Below are 19,302 nucleotides of genomic sequence, written 5' to 3'. Positions count from 1 at the left end.
GCATATTTCCAATGTCAATGCGAGCCAGTACGAGGGCTTGTTCGACGCCGCGTTCATAGCAGCCCTTCGTGCCGGAACTGAAGCAGACAAGAGGAATGACTGAGTGTCACCGCCGTCTCCCCAAGATTTGACCAGCGGGACTGCGGCGCTCGGCAGCGAGCCGCGTTCATTACCCGGGAGAACGCCCCAAGGCCGTGCCGGCAGGTGTGGCAAATCAGAGACTTAACGCGCATTTTCGTCATCTTCGTGTCGATTTGCCCCGCCGCGCGCGCTTGCCGGATGGGGTTCGGCCCTGTAAAACGGCGCCGATTAATTTACCGCGTGATTTCAATGGCTAGCGCCGATCGGATGGAGCTGGCAAAGCCGCATTGGCGCCACCAAACTGCATAAAACCAAGCTGCACAAACGGGCCGACGTGAGAACTGGACAGGGTATGCTCGACAAGAACTCCGAAAGTCGCGTCCACGTCGAAGCCATCGAGGAACCGCCGCCGCCGGGCAAGAGTATCGCCTTCGGGCTCGAGCGCATGGGGCTGATCGCGGTCAAGGCGCCGATCATGTCCATGATCATTCTCGCCGCGCTGGTCGTGGCTGCGATCTTTGGCATCTACCGGATCAAGATCGACGACTCCCTGAGCCAGTTGTTCCGCTCCGATTCCAAGGACTACAAGCAATACGAAGCCGTGACCAAGCGCTTCCCGGCGACCGAATTCGACGTGCTGGTCGTGGTCGAGGGCAAGACGCTGCTGGCCCGCGAAAACCTCGAAAAGATCCGCGACATGGTCACCGACCTGCAACTGGTCGAGGGCGTGCGCGGTCTGGTGTCGCTGTTTTCGGCGCGCCAGGCGCCGGAGCCCGGCAAGCTGCCGGCCGCGCTGTTCCCGCCCGAACTGCCGCAAGGCGCCGCCTACGAGAAGTTCACCGAGACCGTCAAATCCAACGAGATCATTCGCGGCAAGCTGTTGTCGGAGGATGGCACGCTGGCCCTGATCGTGCTGTCGCTGGAGCCGAGCGTGGTTTCCAGCAACGATCTCGGCAAGGTGGTCGGCGAAATGCGGAAGATCATGGCCGACGATTTGTCGGGCAGCGGTCTCAACGCCCAGCTCTCCGGCGTTCCCGTGATGCAGCTCGAGATCCGCAACGCGGTCAAGCGCGACGGGCTGACCTACAACATCCTCGGCATTCTGGCCGGCTGCATCATCGCGATCATCTTCTTCCGCAAGATATCGTTCATGGTGGTTGCGGCGTTTCCGCCGATCATCGCGATCCTGCTCGCGCTCGGCGGCCTCGGCTGGGCCGGTTTCAATCTCAACATGTTCCTGAACGTGATGACACCGCTCATCATGGTGATCAGCTTCTCGGACTCGATGCAGTTGACCTTCGCCGCGCGCGACCGCCTGATCGCGGGTCAGGACAAATTGACCGCGTTCACCAACGCCGTGCTGGTGGTGGGCCCGGCTTGCGTGCTCACCCATGGCACCGCCGGCATCTCGTTCATCGCCCTGCAATTCTCCGATTCCGAATTGATCCGAAAGTTCGGCGAGGCTGGCCTTGCCGCCACCATCATCGCGTTGATTGCGGTCCTCGCATTGGTGCCGGTGTTCGGCGTGCTGTTCGTCCGCAACGAAAAGATCTTCGCCGTCAAGTTCCAGAGCGCGGATGCCGGCGTGCAGGCGCTGCGCAATTTCTGTTACTGGATCGCGGTGCGCATGGTCGGACGCCCCGGGCTGTTCAGCCTGCTCGCGTTGCTGCTCGTCGCCGGCCTCGGCTACATCTACGCCACGCTGGAGCCGCGCTATCGCCTCGCCGATCAGGTGCCGGACAAGCGGCAGGCGGTGGCGGCGTCGAGCCGCCTCGACGCCAAGCTCACCGGCGCCAATCCGATCGATGTGCTGATCGAATTCCCCAAGGGCGCCTCGCTCTATGCGCCGGATACCTTGAAGACGATCGCCGAAGTTCACGTGATGGTCGAGAAATCGGCCGGCGTAGGCAACGTTTGGTCGCTCGAAACCCTGCGCCGCTGGCTCGCCGAGAAAGCCGGCAGCAACGACGTCGCGACACTGAAGGAATATGTCAGCGTTATCCCCGAGCATCTAGTCCGCCGTTTCATCTCGGCCGATCAGGATGCCGTGGTGGTGTCGGGCCGCGTTCCCGATCTCGATTCAAGCGAAATCCTTCCCGTGATCGACAAGCTCGACAAGTCGCTCGACAAGGTGAGGGCCGAGCATCCCGGCTTCGAAATCGCGGTCACGGGTCTATCGGCGATCGCCGCGCGCAACAGCGCCAACATGATCGACAAGCTCAACCACGGCCTGACGATTGAATTCCTCATAGTTGCGATCTTCATCGGCTTGGCATTCCGTTCGGTCGTGGTGATGTTCTCCTGCATCCTGCCCGGCATTTTCCCGGTCGTGGCCTCGGGTACGGTGCTGTGGATAATGGGCGAGGGGCTGCAGTTCGCCAGCGTGGTCGCGCTGACGGTGTCGTTCGGCCTCGGTTTGAGCGCCACCATCCACTTCCTCAACAGGCTGCGGCTGGAGAGCAAGCCGGGCGTTACTCCGGAACTGGCGGTCGAGCGCGCCACCGTGCTGGTTGGCCCCGCGCTGATCCTGACCACGGTGGTGCTGGCCTGCGGCCTCGTCGTGACCGTGTTCTCCGACCTGCCGTCGCTGCGGCTGTTCGGCTGGCTCAGCGCGTTCTCGATGGTTATGGCGCTGGTCGCGGATCTCTTCATCCTGCGGCCGACCTCGATGTTCCTGATCAACCTGTCGGAAAAGATTCGCGGCGTCAGTCACGCCAAGCCGGCGAAATAACAGGCCTGCCAATGAACAAGGCTGCCGGGCAACGCAGCCGAAGAGGGGCTGAGGAATGACGTCTGCAGGATTAGCTGTTCGCCCTGCGGCCGATGTCGCCGCCTACCGCGCGGTCGAGCACATCTATCATTCCTATCTCACCGGGCTGATCCTGATGCTGGCCTCGCGTGCCGGCGCTGATCGCGCCGCCGAGGTGGTGTTTCGCACCTTCCGGCGGCAGCAACTGGCGCGCTTCCTTCCCGGATTGAAGAAGCTCGGCCTCGACCAGCTTCCGCATGCGGTCGCGTGCGCCCAATATCATTATCTGTCGAACCAGGTCGGCGGCGTGAAGGTCGAGTATGTCCATGAGAGCGACAGCAAAGCCTGGGTGCGCTATCCGCCGCCGCGCTGGATCTGGTCCGGCACTGCGATCTGCGGCATTCCGTCAGAAGTGTCGCGGGCGATGCTGCGCGGATGGCATGCCAACAACGGCGTCGTGCTCGGCAATCCCAGGCTCGGCTTCGTCTGCACGGGTCAAACCGTCGACGGCCAGCCGGGGCTGGAGGGGTACTACAAGGAGTGGGATCACGAACTCGCGCCCGAGGAGCGGCTGCAGTTTTCGCCCGGCGAGCGCTGTCCGCCGTTCCAGGCTGATCTTGCGCCGCGCCTGCCCGGGAACACATGGCCGGAGGAACGGCTGCAGAAGGTGCTTCGCAATTATGCGATGGAGTACGTCACCTCGATCGTGCCTGAGACGATCAGGGTGCTCGGCCCGGAAGAGGGTGGCCATCTTGCCGGCGCCGCGGCGCGGCTTGTCGGGATGCACGCCTTCGACGAGGTAGCTCGGCTGTTGGGTGGCGTGGAAGCTGGCGCGGCGGGTTTCGCCAAGGCCTTCGCCCGGCTTGCCCGTGGGCAGGACGACGACGCGGAACTGCAGGTGGAAGGCTCAGCCGCGACCGTGCACCAGACGTCGTGGCGACTGATGGCGGAACGTGAAGCGCTGTCGCCCGCAGTTTTCGATGCCTGGAACGAATTGTGGGTGGGGGCGGTGCTGGCGCATGATCGCTTCATGCGTGTCGAAGTGACGCAACGCCGTGACTGCGGCGATCCCTGTTGGCGCTGGAAATTTGGCTGATCAGGCGTAGCTGGTCGTAAAAATGAAAAGGCAGCGCCGAGCGCTGCCTTTCATGCTGTTTCGAAGGCCAGCGTCAGGTCTTCGTCATTGTGATCTTGACGCCGCGGATCTCGCCCTTGGAGTCGATCTGCACGGACTGCTTGTTGCCGGTGGTCTTCAAATTCAGGTTCGCGGCAAATCCGGAAGCCTCGACGAACACCTCGATCTGGCCGCCGCCTGCGGTGCCCTGCAGATTGCCGAAGATATTGCGGCTCTTCTCGCTCCAGTTACCGGAGATGCGGTCACCCTGGCTGGTGACGTCGCTCGACAGATCGAACTTGTAGCTGTCGCTGGCGCAGTGCAGGTTCTGCTTCAGGCCGAGCCCGCTGGCGTTGACCTTGTAGTCTGCCTTGCAGCGGATGTTCTCGGTGGTGCCGTTGGAGAGCGCGACCGTGCCCGAGCCGGCCCAGTTTCCGTCGAAACCGGCAAACGGGCCTCCCGCCTGGGCGTGGCTTGCGGTGACCGACAACATGAGCGCGGCGCCGACGCCGGCAGCTGCGAGAGCCTGACCGAACAAGCTGGAACCAAACAGTTTCATTGTAGTTTTCCCATCAAATCGACGTTCTTTGCAAAGATACGTCTCGCCGCATCGAAGATTTAGTGTTCCCGCAGTATCTTAGGTTCAAATGACGGGGTGCGGTTTCCGGCGCTCTCGGCACGAAAAAGTGCACGGTCGGCCGAGTGGCATCGAAACATTCACACCGACTCCGTCGGCGCAGCATCTAGCTTTGCACCGCATTGTCTGCAACAACCAATTGCCGGGAAAGTGTGGCGGAAATACACTTTAAATATCAGTCGGTTATTTAAGGTGCTTAGGTTGCCGTAAAGGTCGCCGTAAATTTGTCCGCATTTACCATGCTTGTCATCTGTTCGTTGCTGCATTACGCGGCGCGCCTGCCATCCAAACAAATCCGTTCCGGCGCAGATCGAGGAACAGGATTTTGCTGCCGAAATGAAGGAATACGATGCGTAAATTTCTCCTCGCACTCACTCTGTTGTCGCTCGCGGCTTCGTCCGGAGCCCTTGCCCAGCAGCAGCAGCAACAGCGCAGTGGAACGGCGGACGAGCAGAAGGCCTGTTCCCGCGACGTTCAGAAGCACTGCCGTCCGGTGATCGATCAGGGCGATTTCACCATCCTGGCGTGTCTGAAAGAACATCGTTCCAAGATCAGTGCCGCCTGCGACCAGGTTCTCAAGAACAACGGCCAATAAGGCGCGCTGCGTCCGTTAACCCCCGCGGAAAAGCCATTTTCGGCTCTATGACGCGCGTCACGGGCGGGGCTAATCAGCCCAGATAGCATTGGTTTTGGCGGCGTATTCCCCTATATGGGGCTCGCGATCCCCTCGCGTGCGCTGAGCATCGGCGCACGCCACCAATTCCGATTGATGTAGCCAGTTCTTGATGACCAGTGCGAGCGACCTGCGATCCGGGAAGACCCACCGCGACGAGAATTTTCCGGTCGCGTCGTGGATCATTCATCCGCGTCACCGGGCGCTGATCCTGAGCTACTATAATTTCGTCAGGACGGCCGACGACATCGCCGATCACGCGACGCTCGGCGCGGACGAGAAGCTGCGCTATCTCGACCTGCTCGAAGCCGAGTTGCTGGGCAACGGCGACACGCAACCGGAGGCGGTCAGCCTGCGCCGCGCTTTTGCCGAGCGTTCGATGGCTCCGCGCCATGCGCTCGACGTGCTGGTCGCGTTCCGGATGGACGTCACCAAGCTGCGTTACGAGAACTGGGACGACGTCATTCACTATTGCCGTTATTCGGCCATGCCGGTCGGCCGCTTCATGCTCGACGTCCATGGCGAGAGCACCTCGACCTGGGCCGCATCGGACGCGCTGTGCGCGGGGCTGCAGATCAACAACCATCTGCAGGATTGCGCCAAGGATTACAAAAACCTCAACCGCGTCTATCTGCCGCGCGATGCGCTGGCCGCCAGCGGCGCCACCGTCGAGATGCTGGGCGAGGCGAAGTCGCAGCCGGCGCTGCTGCAATGCCTTCATGCGCTCGCGGTGCGCACCGAAACTCTGCTCGATGAAAGCAGGTCGCTCAGCGCCGAGGTGAAGGATTTCCGGCTCGGGCTCGAGGTTGCCGTGATCCAGGCCTTTGCCGACAAGATCGTCGGTATGCTCAAGGTGCGCGATCCGCTCAGTGAGCGCGTGCATTTGAGCAAGCCCGAACTGCTCATGCAGAGCATCGGCGCCATCACCAGCGAAATGATCAGGCGTGCCGCTGGGCGCCGCCCCCAGACAAGACCGGCGGCTGGCGCATGACGGTGCAGACGGCGGCGGCCAACGCAGATTACGGCACTACCGCGTCCGGCAGCTCATTCTATGCCGCGATGCGCATCCTGCCGCGCAGGCAGCGCGAGGCAATGTTCCAGATCTACAGCTTCTGCCGGCAGGTCGACGACATCGCCGATTCCCATGGGCCGCGACCCGAGCGGCTGGCCGCGCTGCAGCAATGGCGCGACGACATCGATGCGCTATATCACAGTCATCCGCCGCCGCGCCTGCAAGATTACGCCGCCTCGGTGAAAACCTTCGGCCTCAAGCGCGAGGATTTTCTCGCGGTCGTCGACGGCATGGAGATGGACGTGCCACAGGACATTCGTGCGCCGGATCTTGCCACGCTCGATCTCTATTGCGATCGCGTTGCCAGCGCCGTCGGGCGTCTGTCGGTGCGGGTGTTCGGCATGCCCGAGGAAGACGGCATCCTGCTCGCCCACCATCTCGGCCGCGCGCTGCAACTGACCAATATCCTGCGCGACATCGACGAAGACGCCGGCCTCGGCCGCCTCTATCTGCCGCGCGAAGGCCTGCTGCTCGCCGGCATCACCAGCGACAATCCGCAGAAGGTGACTGCCGATCGCGCACTTCCTAAAGTTTGCCTGCCGCTGGCCGAGCGAGCGAAAAAGCACTTCGAAAAAGCCGACGAGATCATGAAACGCAATTCGCGGCGCGTGGTGCGCGCGCCGCGGATCATGTCGAAATATTACCGCGCGATACTGGACCTGTTGCTGGCCCGGGGCTTTGCCGCCCCGCGCGAGCCGGTCCGCGTCCACAAATGGGCGAAGATTGCCATCCTTCTTCGTTACGCGATCATCTGATGCAGAAAAACGTTCATATCATCGGCGCCGGTGTTTCCGGCCTCTCGGCGGCCGTGCGGCTCGCCAACGCCAATTACCGGGTGCATGTCCACGAGGCCACGCAGCAGGCCGGCGGCCGCTGCCGGTCCTATTTCGACGCTGCCACCAATCTCACCATCGACAACGGCAACCATTTGCTGTTGTCCGGCAACCGCCATGCGCTGGCCTACGCCAGATCGATCGGCACCGAGGCGGGGCTGGTTGGGCCGAAGCTTGCGCAGTTTCCCTTCGTCGACATCATGACCGGTCAGCGCTGGCAGCTTGATCTTGGCGACGGCAAATTGCCGCTGTGGGTGTTCGACGAGGCGCGCCGCGTCCCCGATACCAAGCTGCTCGATTATCTCGCATTGGCGCCGCTAATCTGGGCCGGCACCGGCAAGCTGGTCGGCGACACCATCCCCTGCAAAGGCACGCTGTACCAGCGGCTGGTGCAGCCGCTGCTGCTGGCCGCGCTCAATGTCGATCCGCCCGAGGGGTCGGCGGGCCTGGCCGGCGCGATCGTACGGGAAACGCTGCTGGCGGGTGGGCAGGCCTGCCGGCCGCTGATCGCGCGCGACGGCCTGAGCGCGGTTCTGGTCGAGCCGGCGATCAAGCTGTTGCAGGACAAGGGCGCCTCGATCCAGTTTGGCCATGAGCTGCACGAACTCGCGATGACGGGCAACGCCGTTGGTGAGCTGAAATTCGGCAGCGACGACGCGATTGCGCTCGGCCCCGACGACGTCGTGGTGCTCGCGGTGCCGCCACGTCCGGCGGCGGCGCTGTTGCCGGGCCTGAAGACGCCGTCGAAATTCCGCGCTATCGTCAATGCGCATTTCCGCTTCGATCCGCCCCGCGATGCCGCGCCGATCCTTGGCGTCGTCGGTGGCCTCGTGGAATGGCTGTTCGCATTTCCGCAACGGCTGTCGGTCACCATCAGCAATGGCGACCGCCTCGTCGACATGCCGCGCGAAGAACTCGCGCTGGCGATCTGGCGCGATGTCTGCAAGGCCGCAGGGCTGCAGGGCGACTTGCCGCTGCCGCCCTGGCAGATCGTGCGCGAGCGCCGTGCGACGTTCGAGGCCACACCGGAGCAGAACGCGCTGCGCCCGGGGGCGGTGACATCATTCAAAAACCTGTTTCTCGCCGGCGACTGGACTGATACGGGATTGCCGGCAACCATCGAAGGATCGATACGGTCGGGCGACCGCGCCGCCGATCTGGTCCTGGCGAGGCCTTAAGGGCCCGACCGGATTTGTTGCGTGACCGGCTTCACAGAGCCCGCGCGCGAATAGAGGGATGCTAGCGATATGCTTTCCGTAGACAAAACAATTGCAGGCGAACCCGTCGCGACAGTCGACCCCGTCGCGCTGGAGAAGAGCATCTCGTCGGCGACCGAAGCGCTGCTCGGTTATCGGCAATCCGATGGACACTTTGTGTTCGAGCTGGAAGCCGACAGCACGATTCCGTCCGAATATATCCTGCTGCGGCATTATCTCGCCGAGCCCGTCGACAGCGCGCTCGAAGCCAAGATCGCGAACTATTTGCGCCGCACGCAAGGCAATCATGGCGGCTGGCCGCTGGTGCAGGACGGCCCGTTCGACATGAGCGCCAGCGTGAAATCCTATTTTGCGCTGAAGATGATCGGCGATTCCGTCGATGCGCCGCACATGGTGCGCGCGCGCGAGGCGATCCGCAGCCGCGGCGGCGCTGCCCGCGTCAACGTTTTCACGCGCTTCCTGCTCGCTTTCTACGGTGTGCTGAGCTGGCGCGCGGTGCCGGTGCTGCCGATCGAGATCATGTTGCTGCCGATGTGGTCGCCGTTCCATATCAACAAGATTTCCTACTGGGCGCGTACCACGATCGTGCCGCTGATGGTGATGGCGGCGTTGAAGCCTTTGGCGAAGAATCCCAAGGGCGTCGGCATTGACGAGCTGTTCCTGCAGGATCCCAAATCGGTCGGGATGACGGCGAAGGCGCCGCATCAAAGCTGGGGCTGGTTCGCGCTGTTCAGCACGCTCGACAGGATCCTGCGGGTGGTCGAGCCGTTGTTTCCGAAGAAGCTGCGCCAGCGCGCGATCGATGCGGCGCTCGCGTTCACCGAAGAGCGGCTTAACGGTGAAGATGGCATGGGCGCGATCTATCCGCCGATGGCCAACATCGTCATGATGTACGATGCACTCGGCAAGGGGCCGGATTTTCCACCGCGCGCGGTCACCCGCAGGGGTATCGACAAGCTGCTGGTGATCGGCGAGCACGAGGCCTATTGCCAGCCCTGCGTCTCCCCGGTGTGGGACACTGCGCTGACCTGCCATGCGCTGGCGGAGGCGGGCGGCGAAGACACGATCAAGAAAATGGAGCAGGGCCTCGACTGGCTGAAGCCGAGGCAGGTGCTCGACCTCAAGGGCGACTGGGCGGTGAAGGCTCCCGATGTCCGTCCGGGCGGCTGGGCGTTCCAGTACAACAACGACTATTATCCCGATCTCGACGACACCGCCGTGGTCGTGATGGCGATGGACCGCGCGCGCCGGGCTTCCGGCAGCAAGGAATACGACCAGGCGATCTCGCGCGGCCGCGAGTGGATCGAGGGCCTGCAGAGCCGCGATGGCGGCTGGGCCGCCTTCGACGTCAACAATCTCGAATACTACCTCAACAACATCCCGTTCTCCGACCACGGCGCGCTGCTCGATCCGCCGACCGAGGACGTCACCGCGCGCTGCATCTCGATGCTGGCGCAGCTTGGCGAGACTGCCGAGACCAGCAAGGCGGTTGCGGACGGGATCGCCTATCTGCGCCGCACTCAGCTCGCGGAAGGGTCATGGTACGGCCGCTGGGGCCTCAACTACATCTACGGAACCTGGTCGGTGCTGTGTGCGCTCAATGCCGCTGGCGTCGATCATCAGGACCCGATGATTCGCAAAGCTGTGGAATGGCTGGTTTCGATCCAGAACAAGGATGGCGGTTGGGGCGAGGATGCCGTCAGCTATCGCCTGGACTACAAGGGATTCGAGGGCGCGTCGTCGACCTCCTCGCAAACGGCATGGGCCTTGCTTGGACTGATGGCAGCAGGAGAGGTCGAAAACCCGGCCATCGTGCAGGGTGTGGAGTACCTAAAAGCCACACAGACCGAGAAAGGGCTGTGGGATGAGGCCCGATACACGGCAACAGGCTTTCCGCGGGTGTTTTACTTGCGTTATCATGGCTACTCGAAGTTCTTTCCGCTCTGGGCGCTGGCGCGGTACCGAAATTTGAGAAGCACCAACAGCAGGGTGGTAGGGGTCGGGATGTGACTTTGGGGGCGGGGGCCGCCGCGATCGCGGACAATTCGGTTGATCGCAATTCGAATGATCCACGACCGGTTTTGATCGTGACAGGATTGGTGCAGGAGGCCCGCATTGCGGCCGGGCCTGGCATGATCGTCATCTGCAGTTCCAGCGATCCGCAGCAGTTGCGCGCGCTGCTGGCAACGCTGGATTCTACCACTTTCAGGGGTGTCATCTCCTTCGGCGTCGCCGGTGGGCTCGATCCTTCGCTCAAATCGGGCGACGTGGTGGTGGCCACCGAGGTGCTGGCCGGCGATACCCGCTTTCTGGCAGGTTTGGCGCTGAACGAGGAAATGATTGCCAGCGCCGCACTGGGCCGCCGGCGCGTGGTCCGCGGTGGCTTGGCCGGCGTCGAACAGGTGATTGCGGCGGCCGCCTGCAAGGCCGCGCTGCATTCGGAGACGGGCGCGGCAGCGGTCGATATGGAAAGTCATATTGCCGCAGCCTATGCGTCCGAGGCCGGCTTGCCGTTCGCGGCGCTGCGCGTCATCTCCGATCCGGCCAGCCGGGCGCTTCCGGCGCTGGCCAAGAGCGCCATCAAGCCGAACGGCGATATCGACCTCGGCAAGGTGCTGCGCGGGGTGGCGCGCAATCCCACCACGCTGCGCGCGCTGGTCTCCACGGGAATCGATTTCAATCGCGCGCTGCGCTCCCTGCGCGGCTGCCGCGGCTTCCTGCACGGCGAAGAGGGGCTCGCCACCGCGGGGATCTGATCCGCAGGGCACCCGGCTTCAGGATTTTCGAAGGGCGTTGAACAAAAAGAAAAGGGCCCCGGTTCGTCGAACCGAGGCCCTTAATCTTTTCCATCTCCACTTAGGCGGCGGTGGATGCCTTCTGTTGCTGCTTGGCGGCTGCGGCAGCGGCCTCGTCGCGGCGGATTTCGGACAGGCGCTTCTGCACCTCGGCCGAGAAGATGTACTGGGCCGGACGCTGCGTGGTGAGATCGATTTCGGGCGCCATCGGACCCGTGGTGCGGACGCCGCGGAGCGCGACCCACATCGCCTTCAGCGGATTGACCAGCGCAGCGTTGGCCGCTGTCGGCTCGTAGCCGCAATGCGCCATGCAGTCGGCGCACTTCTCGTACTTGCCGGTGCCGTAGGTCTCCCAGTCCGTGGTCTCCATCAATTCCTTGAAGGTCTTGGTGTAGCCTTCGCCGAGCAGATAGCAGGGTTTTTGCCAGCCGAAGATGTTGCGGGCCGGCATGCCCCAAGGCGTGCATTCGTAGCTCTGGTTGCCGGCCAGGAAGTCCAGGAACAGGCCGGAATGCATGAAGTTCCACTTCTTGCCTTTGCCGAGCGCGAACACGTCGCGGAACAGCTTCTTGGTTTTGGTGCGGTTGAGGAAGTGCTCCTGGTCCGGGGCGCGCTCATAGGCGTAGCCCGGCGACATCGAGACGCCGACGCCAAGTTCCGTGGTGAAGTCGAGGAACTTCGCGATCTCTTCGGCCGCATGACCGTCGAAGATGGTCGCATTGACGTTGACGGTGAAGCCGCGCGCTTTCGCAGCCTTGATCGCGGAAACGGCGCGGTCGAACACGCCCTTCTGCGACACCGCCTTGTCGTGGTGGTCCTTCAGGCCGTCGAGATGCACCGAGAAGAACAGATAGGGCGAGGGCTCGAACAGATCGAGCTTCTTTTCCAGCAGCAGCGCGTTGGTGCACAGCGAGACGAATTTCTTGCGCGCCACGAGGCCGCGCACGATCTCGCCGATCTCCTTGTGGATCAGGGGCTCGCCGCCGGGGATCGCCACCATCGGCGCACCGCATTCGTCGGCCGCATCCCAGCATTCCTGCGCCGACATGCGGCGGTTGAGGATCGCGTCGGGATAGTCGATCTTGCCGCAGCCGACGCAAGCAAGGTTGCAGCGGAACAACGGCTCCAGCATCAGCACGAGCGGATAGCGCTTCCGGCCAAGCAGCTTCTGCTTGATCAGATAGCCGCCGATACGCATTTCCTTGAAGAACGGTATTGCCATTGAGAGATTTTCTTTCTGGACTTGGAGTCTGGACCTGGCGGTCCAGACTTGGAACTCGTGAAGTGGATCAACCCGCAGTCAGTTCGGCCGGAAGCCGGAACTCGATGTTCTCCTCCCGGCCGGGAAGCACCGACACCTTAACGGGTCCGATACGCCTCAAAGCCTCGATCACGTCGTCGACCAAAACTTCGGGCGCCGAGGCGCCCGCCGTAATGCCGACGGCTTTTGCATCCTTCAGCCAATCGGGGTTCAACTCGCTCCCGTCGGCAATCAGATAACTCGCGACGCCGACCTCGGTGCCGATTTCGCGAAGCCTGTTTGAGTTGGAACTATTGGCAGCCCCCACCACCAAAATGACGTCCACCAGCTTACTTAGATCCCTTACCGCAGATTGGCGGTTCTGTGTCGCATAGCAGATATCCCGGATGTCGGGGCCTTGAATATCTGTAAATTTTGCCTGAAGGGCGGCGATTATGTCCTTTGTGTCGTCCACGCTGAGGGTAGTCTGGGTGATATAGGCCACCGGGGCGTCGACAGGCAGGGGCAGGGCGGCCACGTCGTCGACGTTCTGGACCAGCAGAACCGGCCCTGGAACCTGGCCCATGGTGCCCTCGACCTCGGGATGGCCGGCATGCCCGATCAGTACCAGGGTACGGCCCTTGGACATATACCGCTTGCCCTGATTGTGGACCTTGGTGACCAGCGGGCAGGTGGCATTGAGGACGGGCAAGCCGCGGGCGGCGGCCTCTTCCTCGACGCTGCGGGCCACGCCATGGGCGCTGAACACGGTTACCGCCTGCGGCGGAACCTCTGACAGGTCCTCGACAAAGATCGCGCCCTTGGCTTTAAGGCTTTCGACCACGTACTTGTTATGCACGATCTCGTGCCGGACATAGACCGGCGGACCGTATTTCTCGAGCGCGCGCTCAACGATTTCGATGGCACGCACCACTCCCGCACAAAATCCGCGGGGCTGCGCTAGATACACTTCCATGGGATGATGTCCATTACGCCTGTTGCACCATGTACTTAATTCGCAAATTCATCCGAAGGTCTCCGTGCAGCCGGTCACATTCGGATCTGCAATATCCGCACCATGACCGGAACCCGTAGGTAATCCCCACCCAAGCAGATGGAAGCGCAGGACTATGTGTCAAAAATTGTGCGGCGAGAAAAGGTGCATCGCGCAATGGTTACCAAGATATAGGTAATAAAATACCTAAAACGCGCTGCGAGAAACCATTGCTCCTCACTGGTTCGTCACTTTGTTGCCCATTCGGACGGGCTATACCGGCCCCGAACGCCTGTTCCGGTCCGTTTTGGCGGCTTCGTTTGAACCGTCGGGGAAGTAACCAAAACAACATTAGATCGGCTTCGGGAACTCCGCTAGACAGCGGGCGTTTTCGCCCAGTTCTCCTTTGAGATTTAGAAAGAAACGAAGTGCTGACCAGTATTGTCATCGCCGTTGTCAGAACCTGTACGCGGTTTGCCACTCTCGTCGTCATCCTCTCGCTGCTTCTGGCGGTCGGAGCGAGCTACTATGGCGCCCGGCATTTCGCCATCAACACCGACATCAACACGCTGATTTCGCCCGACCTCGACTGGCGCAAGCGCGACCAACAGTTCGAGCAGGCGTTCGACCGCGAAAAGCTGATTCTCGCCGTCGTCGAGGCGCCGACACCCGAACTCGCCAGTGCCGCGAGCACGGCGCTTTTCACAAAGCTCTCCGGCGACACCAAGCATTTCGAATCAGTGCAGCCGCTGGGGTCGGGCGAGTTCTTCGAAAAGAACGGGCTGTTGTTCTTGCCGGTCGAGGAAGTCGGCAAGGTCGCCGGCCAGCTCGAAGCCGCCGCGCCCCTGATCGAGATCATGGCCGGCGATCCCTCGATCCGCGGCCTGACCGGCGCGCTGGAGACCGGGCTTGCCGGCGTCAAGCGCGGGCAGGTCAAGCTCGACAATACCGAACGGCCCTTCAACCTGATCAGCCAGACCGTCGAGGACATCCTGAACAAGGGGACGGCGACGTTCTCCTGGCGCGAGCTCGTCAGCGACAAGCCTTTGACCGATGCCGATCGCCGCGCCTTCATCGAGTTCAAGCCGAAGCTCGACTACAGCGAGCTGGAACCCGGCAAGGGTGCGACCGACGCGATCCGGCAGGCCGCGACCGATCTCAATTTTGCAGGCCAGTACAGCGCGCGTGTGCGGCTGACCGGCCCGGTTCCGATCGCGAATGAGGAATATTCGACCGTGCAGGAGGGCGCGATCGTCAACGGTGTCGCAACCGTCCTCATCGTGCTGGTGATTCTCTGGATGGCGCTGCACTCCTCGAAAATCATCTTCGCGGTGTTCGTGAACCTGTTCATCGGCCTTTCGCTCACCACCGCCGTCGGTCTGATGATGGTGGGATCGCTGAATCTATTGTCGATCGCCTTTGCCGTGCTGTTCGTCGGCCTCGGCGTCGATTTCGGCATCCAGTTCAGCGTCCGCTACCGTTCCGAGCGTTTCAAGAACGAAGACCTGGCCCTGGCGCTGGAGAGCGCGGCCAGACGCTGCGCGGTGCCGCTTTCGCTCGCCGCGATGGCGACCGCCGCCGGCTTCCTGTGTTTCCTGCCGACCGACTACAAGGGCATTTCCGAACTCGGCAAGATTGCCGGCGCCGGCATGCTGATCGCGTTCATCACCAGCATCACGTCCCTGCCTGCCATGCTGAAGCTGCTTCACCCGCCCGGCGAAAGCGAGCCGGTCGGTTACGCGTTCCTGGCGCCGGTGGACGAATTCCTCGAAAGGCATCGCGTCATCATCGTCGTTGGCACGCTGCTCCTCGTCGTGGCCGGCCTGCCGCTGCTCTATTTCATGAAGTTTGACTTCAACCCGATCAACCTGCGCAATCCGAAGGCTGAATCGATTGCGACCTTCCTCGACCTGCGCAAGGACCCCAATACAGGCGCCAACGCCATCAACGTGCTGACCACTTCGGAAGCGGAAGCGAAGAAGATCGAGGCGCGGCTGGAAAAGCTGCCGGAAGTTCTTCGCGTGATGTCGATCGATAGTTTTGTCCCTGATGATCAGCCGGCAAAGCTGCAGTTGATCGCGAAGGCGGCGAAGGTGGTGGGGCCTGCGCTCAATCCCGACTCGGTCGATGCGGCGCCCTCGGATGAAGAGAATGCGGAGGCGCTGAAGAGTTCGGTCGACAGCCTGCGCAGAGCCGCCGGTGACGGCAAGGGGCCCGGCGCGGTTGCCTCACGAAGGCTGGCGGATGCGCTGTCGAAACTTGCCGGAAGCGACCAGGCGACGCGCGACAAGGCGCAGAACATTTTCGTCGCCCCGCTCAAGATCGTGTTCGATCAGCTCAAGAACACGATGCAGGCAGGCCCTGTCACGTTGAAGACGCTGCCGCCGGAACTGTTGAACAGCTGGAAATCCAAGGATGGGTTGATTCGCGTAGAGGCGCTGCCGAAGGGCGATCCCAACGACAATGACAACCTCCGGCGCTTTGCCGATGCGGTTCTGGCGGCCGAGCCGAATGCGATCGGCGGGCCGGTATCGATCCTCAAATCCGGCGACACCATCGTGAAGGCGTTCATCCATGCCGGCATCTGGGCGCTGCTGGTGATCAGCCTGTTGCTTTACCTGGCGCTGCGGCGGATCGCCGACGTGCTGATGACGATGGTGCCGCTGCTGGTGGCCGGCGCGGTAACGCTGGAACTTTGCGTGCTGATCGGGCTGCCGCTCAACTTCGCCAATATCGTCGCATTGCCGCTGCTGCTCGGCGTCGGCGTCGCCTTCAAGATCTATTACGTCACGGCCTGGCGCGAAGGCAGAACTAACCTGCTGCAGTCGAGCCTGACGCGCGCGATCTTTTTCTCGGCGCTGACGACTGCGACCGCCTTCGGAAGCTTGTGGCTATCCAGTCATCCCGGCACCGCCAGCATGGGCAAATTGCTGGCGCTGTCGTTCGTCATCACGCTGGCCGCGGTGCTGCTGTTCCAGCCGGCGCTAATGGGCAAACCGCGCGATGTCGGGGAGTAGGCAGATATCGCCGATATCGCCGGATTGGCCGGCCGCCTGCTTCTGAGCGGACGGGGCCTTCGGCGCGGTTGCAGGGTTGGCAGGTGCGGGATTCGCTGTACCTGTGGTCTTCGGTGCAGCCGGCGCAGGAGCCGTTGCCGCAGTCGTCGGGGCAGCAGTCTTGGACGCCGCGCCAGCTGGCCCCTTCGGTGCGCCCTTGGCCATGCTGTTGGCAGGGCTCGAGGGAATCGGCGGTCCGACGCGGGTCCAGGTTTCGCCGCCGCACAGGAAGCCGAGCACGCAGCCTTGAATCTCGAGCTGGTCGGTTCCGACCGGCTTGATCGTCGAGCTGTAGAGCTGTCCGTCCTTGGCGTTGTAGACTTGGCCTTCCCAGGCATCGACGCCGGGCTTCTTCTTCATGTCGATCAGGATCGGCATGCCAAGCGTCGGCCGGCTCTGCTTTGCGGCGTCCGGATTGTTCTTGTCCTTGCCGCCCGGCATCTTTTCCCAGGCGACCACGCCCCACATGTTGCCGCTACATTGGGCGACGCGAATATTGGCCACACCATCGGCCACTTTCCAGTCACCGGTGGGGTCCGCGGCCAGCGCCGCGCCAAGACCTGTGGCTAAAAAAACTCCCGAATAAACTATTGTACGCGCGACAGTTCTTGGGCAGTGCAACATGGTTCAGACCTATGTTTAAGTAAGATGATCCAAAGCGGGGGTCAAAACGCCGCATTGAGTGTTTTCAGTTGACGAAACGGCCATCAACCGACGTATGTAGCGAATGCCAAGTTCATATCTAGACGTTTCCGAGCTGTTTGTTGACCGGCAGGCGCAGCGAAGTTCCATGCATGCGCGCCACCTGAACGAGCAGCTCGTCCGTGTGCTGAAGACCATCGGCTACGATGTGGGCTTTCAGAAGGGTCAAGGTCAATACCTGTTCGATCGTGACGGGGCCCGCTATCTTGATCTACTGAGCGGATTTGGCGTTTTTGCGATTGGCCGCAATCATCCTGCACTGCGTGAGGCGCTGAAAAGCGTGCTCGACAGCGATTTTCCCAATCTGGTTCAACTTGATGTGTCCACGCTCGCGGGCGTGCTGGCGGAACGCCTGCTGGAACATGTTCCATATCTGGACAAGGTGTTCTTTGCCAATTCCGGTGCCGAGACCGTCGAGGCCGCGATCAAGTTCGCGCGCGGCGCGACCGGCCGGCCCGGCATCGTCTCCTGTTCCCATTCCTTCCACGGCCTGTCCTATGGCGCGCTGTCGCTGATGGACGATGCGAACTTCCGCGGCGGTTTCGAGCCGCTATTGCCGGGGTGCACACAGATCCCTTTTAACGATCTTGCAGCGCTGGAGCAGGCGCTGTCGTCGCGCCAGGTCGCAGCCTTCATCGTCGAGCCGATCCAGGGCAAGGGCGTCAATCTGCCATCGGACGAATTCCTGCCGGGCGCGGTGGCGCTGTGCAAAAAATACGGCACCATCTTCATCGCCGACGAAATCCAGACCGGCATCGGCCGCACCGGAAAATTCCTCGCGGTCGAGCACTGGAATGTCGAGCCCGACATGGTGCTCTTGGCGAAGGCGCTGTCGGGCGGTCACGTGCCGGTCGGCGCGCTGCTGACGCGCAAGAGTATCTTCGACAAGATCTTCAACCAGATGGATCGCGCGGTCGTGCACGGCTCGACCTTTGCGAAGAACGACCTGGCGATGGCCGCCGGCATCGCGACCCTCGACGTGATCAAGCAGGAGAAGCTGGTCGAGCAGGCCGCCAAGCGCGGCGCCGAGCTTCGTCTCGCGTTGACCCGCATGGTGCCGGGCTATGAATTGCTGAAGGAAGTGCGCGGCAAGGGATTGATGATCGGCATCGAGTTCGGCCCGCCGAAATCGCTGAAGCTGAAAGCTTCGTGGAATCTGCTGGAGACCGCCAACAAGGGCCTGTTCTGCCAGCTCATCACCGTGCCGCTGTTCAAGGATCACAAGATCCTGACGCAAGTCTCCGGCCACGGCAGCCACACCATCAAGCTGCTGCCGCCGCTCGTGATCACGGAAGAGGACTGCAGCTGGATCGAAAAGTCGTTCGACGACGTCATCGCCGCCAGCCACAAGGTTCCCGGCGCGATCTGGTCGCTCGGCAAGACGCTGGTCGACAACGCGGTCAGGAAGTCGGCGTAAAATCCTCGTAGCCCGGATGAAGCGAAGCGTAATCCGGGGGCCTCTCCTTGAGAGACGTGTCCCGGATTACGCTGCGCTTCATCCGGGCTACAATCCATCCTGCGCAACGTATAAAACCGTATCGATTGGAGGAGAGCATGAGCAACATCACCGGCGGCTGTCATTGCGGTGCCATCCGCTATCAGGTCGAGGGCGAACTGATCGTTCATGCGTTGTGCCACTGCACCGATTGCAGACGCCACGCCGGCGCGCCGGTTGTCGGCTGGACGATGTACGCCGAGGATGCGGTCAAGGTGACGAAGGGGCAGCCCAAGACCTACGAGTCTTCGGAGCATGGCCGGCGGCAGTTCTGCGCCAACTGCGGCACGGGTCTCTTCTATACCAACGCAAACTTCTTGCCTGGCATCATCGATATTCAGAGCGCTACCTACGACGACCCCAATGCCGTCCCCGCCATGGTGCATATCCAGACCGCCGAGCGGCTGCACTGGATGGAGCGTGCGCACGAACTGCCGACCTTCGAGCGCTATCCGCCGCAGACATAGCGGCTGCTCGGATTCGCAGGGCGGATACGCTGCGCTAATCCGCCCCTTGACCGCGGGTGGGAGGCTCTACGGCACTGCCGCGCAATAGCGAAAGTGTTGCGCCCATCGGTTCATTTGTAGGCGAATATTCTGCGCATTTTCTGGTGAAGATTTTCCGCGCGTTCACGCCATCGGGAT

At 62.2% G+C, this 19,302-nt stretch carries 15 protein-coding genes; 11 read left to right on the top strand and 4 right to left on the bottom strand.

Annotated elements, in window-relative coordinates:
* Positions 1–433 precede the first annotated feature (433 nt).
* Both IVB22_RS30780 and IVB22_RS30775 read left to right on the top strand, forming a co-directional pair.
* On the top strand, positions 434–2,812 hold the full coding sequence (locus IVB22_RS30780; protein ID WP_247520909.1) for an RND family transporter: 2,379 nt from the start codon (positions 434–436) through the stop codon (positions 2,810–2,812).
* 55 nt (positions 2,813–2,867) lie between these two features.
* Complete coding sequence (locus tag IVB22_RS30775; RefSeq protein ID WP_247520908.1) at positions 2,868–3,926, top strand: hypothetical protein; 1,059 nt, start codon at positions 2,868–2,870, stop codon at positions 3,924–3,926.
* A 73-nt stretch (positions 3,927–3,999) separates the two neighbouring features.
* Here IVB22_RS30775 and IVB22_RS30770 read toward each other — a convergent pair whose 3' ends face one another.
* Positions 4,000–4,503 (bottom strand): hypothetical protein, encoded by a 504-nt coding sequence (locus IVB22_RS30770; RefSeq protein ID WP_247520907.1) that lies wholly within the window; start codon positions 4,501–4,503, stop codon positions 4,000–4,002.
* A 427-nt stretch (positions 4,504–4,930) separates the two neighbouring features.
* On the opposite strand from IVB22_RS30770, the gene IVB22_RS30765 reads away from it, so the two are divergent.
* The 6 genes from IVB22_RS30765 to IVB22_RS30740 all read left to right on the top strand — a co-directional run bounded on the left by IVB22_RS30765 (position 4,931) and on the right by IVB22_RS30740 (position 11,132).
* On the top strand, positions 4,931–5,176 hold the full coding sequence (locus tag IVB22_RS30765) for a hypothetical protein (RefSeq protein ID WP_247520906.1): 246 nt from the start codon (positions 4,931–4,933) through the stop codon (positions 5,174–5,176).
* A 190-nt stretch (positions 5,177–5,366) separates the two neighbouring features.
* A complete protein-coding gene (hpnC, locus tag IVB22_RS30760) occupies positions 5,367–6,245 on the top strand; it encodes a squalene synthase HpnC (RefSeq protein ID WP_247520905.1) in 879 nt (292 codons plus the stop codon).
* The gene (gene hpnD, locus IVB22_RS30755) at positions 6,242–7,081 is read left to right on the top strand and encodes a presqualene diphosphate synthase HpnD (protein ID WP_247520904.1); all 840 of its coding nucleotides are present in this window, start codon (positions 6,242–6,244) and stop codon (positions 7,079–7,081) included. The genes hpnC and hpnD overlap by 4 nt, the downstream gene beginning before the upstream one ends.
* Positions 7,081–8,337 (top strand): hydroxysqualene dehydroxylase HpnE, encoded by a 1,257-nt coding sequence (gene hpnE / locus IVB22_RS30750; RefSeq protein ID WP_247520903.1) that lies wholly within the window; start codon positions 7,081–7,083, stop codon positions 8,335–8,337. The genes hpnD and hpnE overlap by 1 nt, the downstream gene beginning before the upstream one ends.
* A 69-nt stretch (positions 8,338–8,406) precedes the next feature.
* Positions 8,407–10,386: a squalene--hopene cyclase gene (gene shc / locus IVB22_RS30745; protein ID WP_247520902.1), complete on the top strand. Its 1,980-nt coding sequence runs from the start codon at positions 8,407–8,409 to the stop codon at positions 10,384–10,386.
* Positions 10,383–11,132 carry a phosphorylase gene (locus IVB22_RS30740; protein ID WP_374207739.1) on the top strand — a complete coding sequence of 250 codons (750 nt, stop codon included), beginning with the start codon at positions 10,383–10,385 and terminating at the stop codon, positions 11,130–11,132. Before shc ends, IVB22_RS30740 begins: the two co-directional genes overlap by 4 nt.
* Before the next feature lie 100 nt (positions 11,133–11,232).
* Here the strand turns inward: IVB22_RS30740 and hpnH are convergent, their stop codons facing one another.
* Both hpnH and ispH read right to left on the bottom strand, forming a co-directional pair.
* Complete coding sequence (gene hpnH / locus IVB22_RS30735; RefSeq protein WP_247520901.1) at positions 11,233–12,393, bottom strand: adenosyl-hopene transferase HpnH; 1,161 nt, start codon at positions 12,391–12,393, stop codon at positions 11,233–11,235.
* A gap of 67 nt (positions 12,394–12,460) precedes the next feature.
* Positions 12,461–13,387, bottom strand: coding sequence for a 4-hydroxy-3-methylbut-2-enyl diphosphate reductase (gene ispH / locus IVB22_RS30730; RefSeq protein ID WP_247520900.1), 927 nt, complete (start codon positions 13,385–13,387; stop codon positions 12,461–12,463).
* 446 nt (positions 13,388–13,833) lie between these two features.
* On the opposite strand from ispH, the gene IVB22_RS30725 reads away from it, so the two are divergent.
* Complete coding sequence (locus tag IVB22_RS30725) at positions 13,834–16,422, top strand: MMPL family transporter (RefSeq protein ID WP_247520899.1); 2,589 nt, start codon at positions 13,834–13,836, stop codon at positions 16,420–16,422.
* Here IVB22_RS30725 and IVB22_RS30720 read toward each other — a convergent pair.
* A complete protein-coding gene (locus tag IVB22_RS30720) occupies positions 16,390–17,085 on the bottom strand; it encodes a DUF2147 domain-containing protein (protein WP_247520898.1) in 696 nt (231 codons plus the stop codon). The two genes, IVB22_RS30725 and IVB22_RS30720, sit on opposite strands and share 33 nt — an antisense overlap.
* 103 nt (positions 17,086–17,188) lie before the next feature.
* On the opposite strand from IVB22_RS30720, the gene hpnO reads away from it, so the two are divergent.
* Both hpnO and IVB22_RS30710 read left to right on the top strand, forming a co-directional pair.
* Positions 17,189–18,580, top strand: coding sequence for an aminobacteriohopanetriol synthase HpnO (hpnO, locus tag IVB22_RS30715; protein WP_247520897.1), 1,392 nt, complete (start codon positions 17,189–17,191; stop codon positions 18,578–18,580).
* Between the two features lie 137 nt (positions 18,581–18,717).
* Positions 18,718–19,125, top strand: coding sequence for a GFA family protein (locus IVB22_RS30710; RefSeq protein WP_247520896.1), 408 nt, complete (start codon positions 18,718–18,720; stop codon positions 19,123–19,125).
* Positions 19,126–19,302: the final 177 nt, after the last annotated feature.

Source organism: Bradyrhizobium sp. 190 (assembly GCF_023073415.1).
Taxonomy (GTDB): Bacteria; Pseudomonadota; Alphaproteobacteria; order Rhizobiales; family Xanthobacteraceae; genus Bradyrhizobium.
Note: the sequence above shows the minus strand (reverse complement) of the source record. Positions and strands in the feature narration are given on the sequence as shown.

Excerpts from the sequence above, each read along its gene's own strand:
- hpnC (WP_247520905.1), top strand. The coding sequence starts at position 5,367 with ATGACCAGTGCGAGCGACCTGCGATCCGGGAAGACCCACCGCGACGAG.
- hpnE (WP_247520903.1), top strand. The coding sequence starts at position 7,081 with ATGCAGAAAAACGTTCATATCATCGGCGCCGGTGTTTCCGGCCTCTCG.
- hpnD (WP_247520904.1), top strand. The coding sequence starts at position 6,242 with ATGACGGTGCAGACGGCGGCGGCCAACGCAGATTACGGCACTACCGCG.
- hpnO (WP_247520897.1), top strand. The coding sequence starts at position 17,189 with ATGCCAAGTTCATATCTAGACGTTTCCGAGCTGTTTGTTGACCGGCAG.
- IVB22_RS30775 (WP_247520908.1), top strand. The coding sequence starts at position 2,868 with ATGACGTCTGCAGGATTAGCTGTTCGCCCTGCGGCCGATGTCGCCGCC.
- hpnH (WP_247520901.1), bottom strand. The coding sequence starts at position 12,393 with ATGGCAATACCGTTCTTCAAGGAAATGCGTATCGGCGGCTATCTGATC.
- IVB22_RS30710 (WP_247520896.1), top strand. The coding sequence starts at position 18,718 with ATGAGCAACATCACCGGCGGCTGTCATTGCGGTGCCATCCGCTATCAG.
- IVB22_RS30720 (WP_247520898.1), bottom strand. The coding sequence starts at position 17,085 with ATGTTGCACTGCCCAAGAACTGTCGCGCGTACAATAGTTTATTCGGGA.
- IVB22_RS30765 (WP_247520906.1), top strand. The coding sequence starts at position 4,931 with ATGCGTAAATTTCTCCTCGCACTCACTCTGTTGTCGCTCGCGGCTTCG.
- shc (WP_247520902.1), top strand. The coding sequence starts at position 8,407 with ATGCTTTCCGTAGACAAAACAATTGCAGGCGAACCCGTCGCGACAGTC.
- IVB22_RS30770 (WP_247520907.1), bottom strand. The coding sequence starts at position 4,503 with ATGAAACTGTTTGGTTCCAGCTTGTTCGGTCAGGCTCTCGCAGCTGCC.
- ispH (WP_247520900.1), bottom strand. The coding sequence starts at position 13,387 with ATGGAAGTGTATCTAGCGCAGCCCCGCGGATTTTGTGCGGGAGTGGTG.
- IVB22_RS30780 (WP_247520909.1), top strand. The coding sequence starts at position 434 with ATGCTCGACAAGAACTCCGAAAGTCGCGTCCACGTCGAAGCCATCGAG.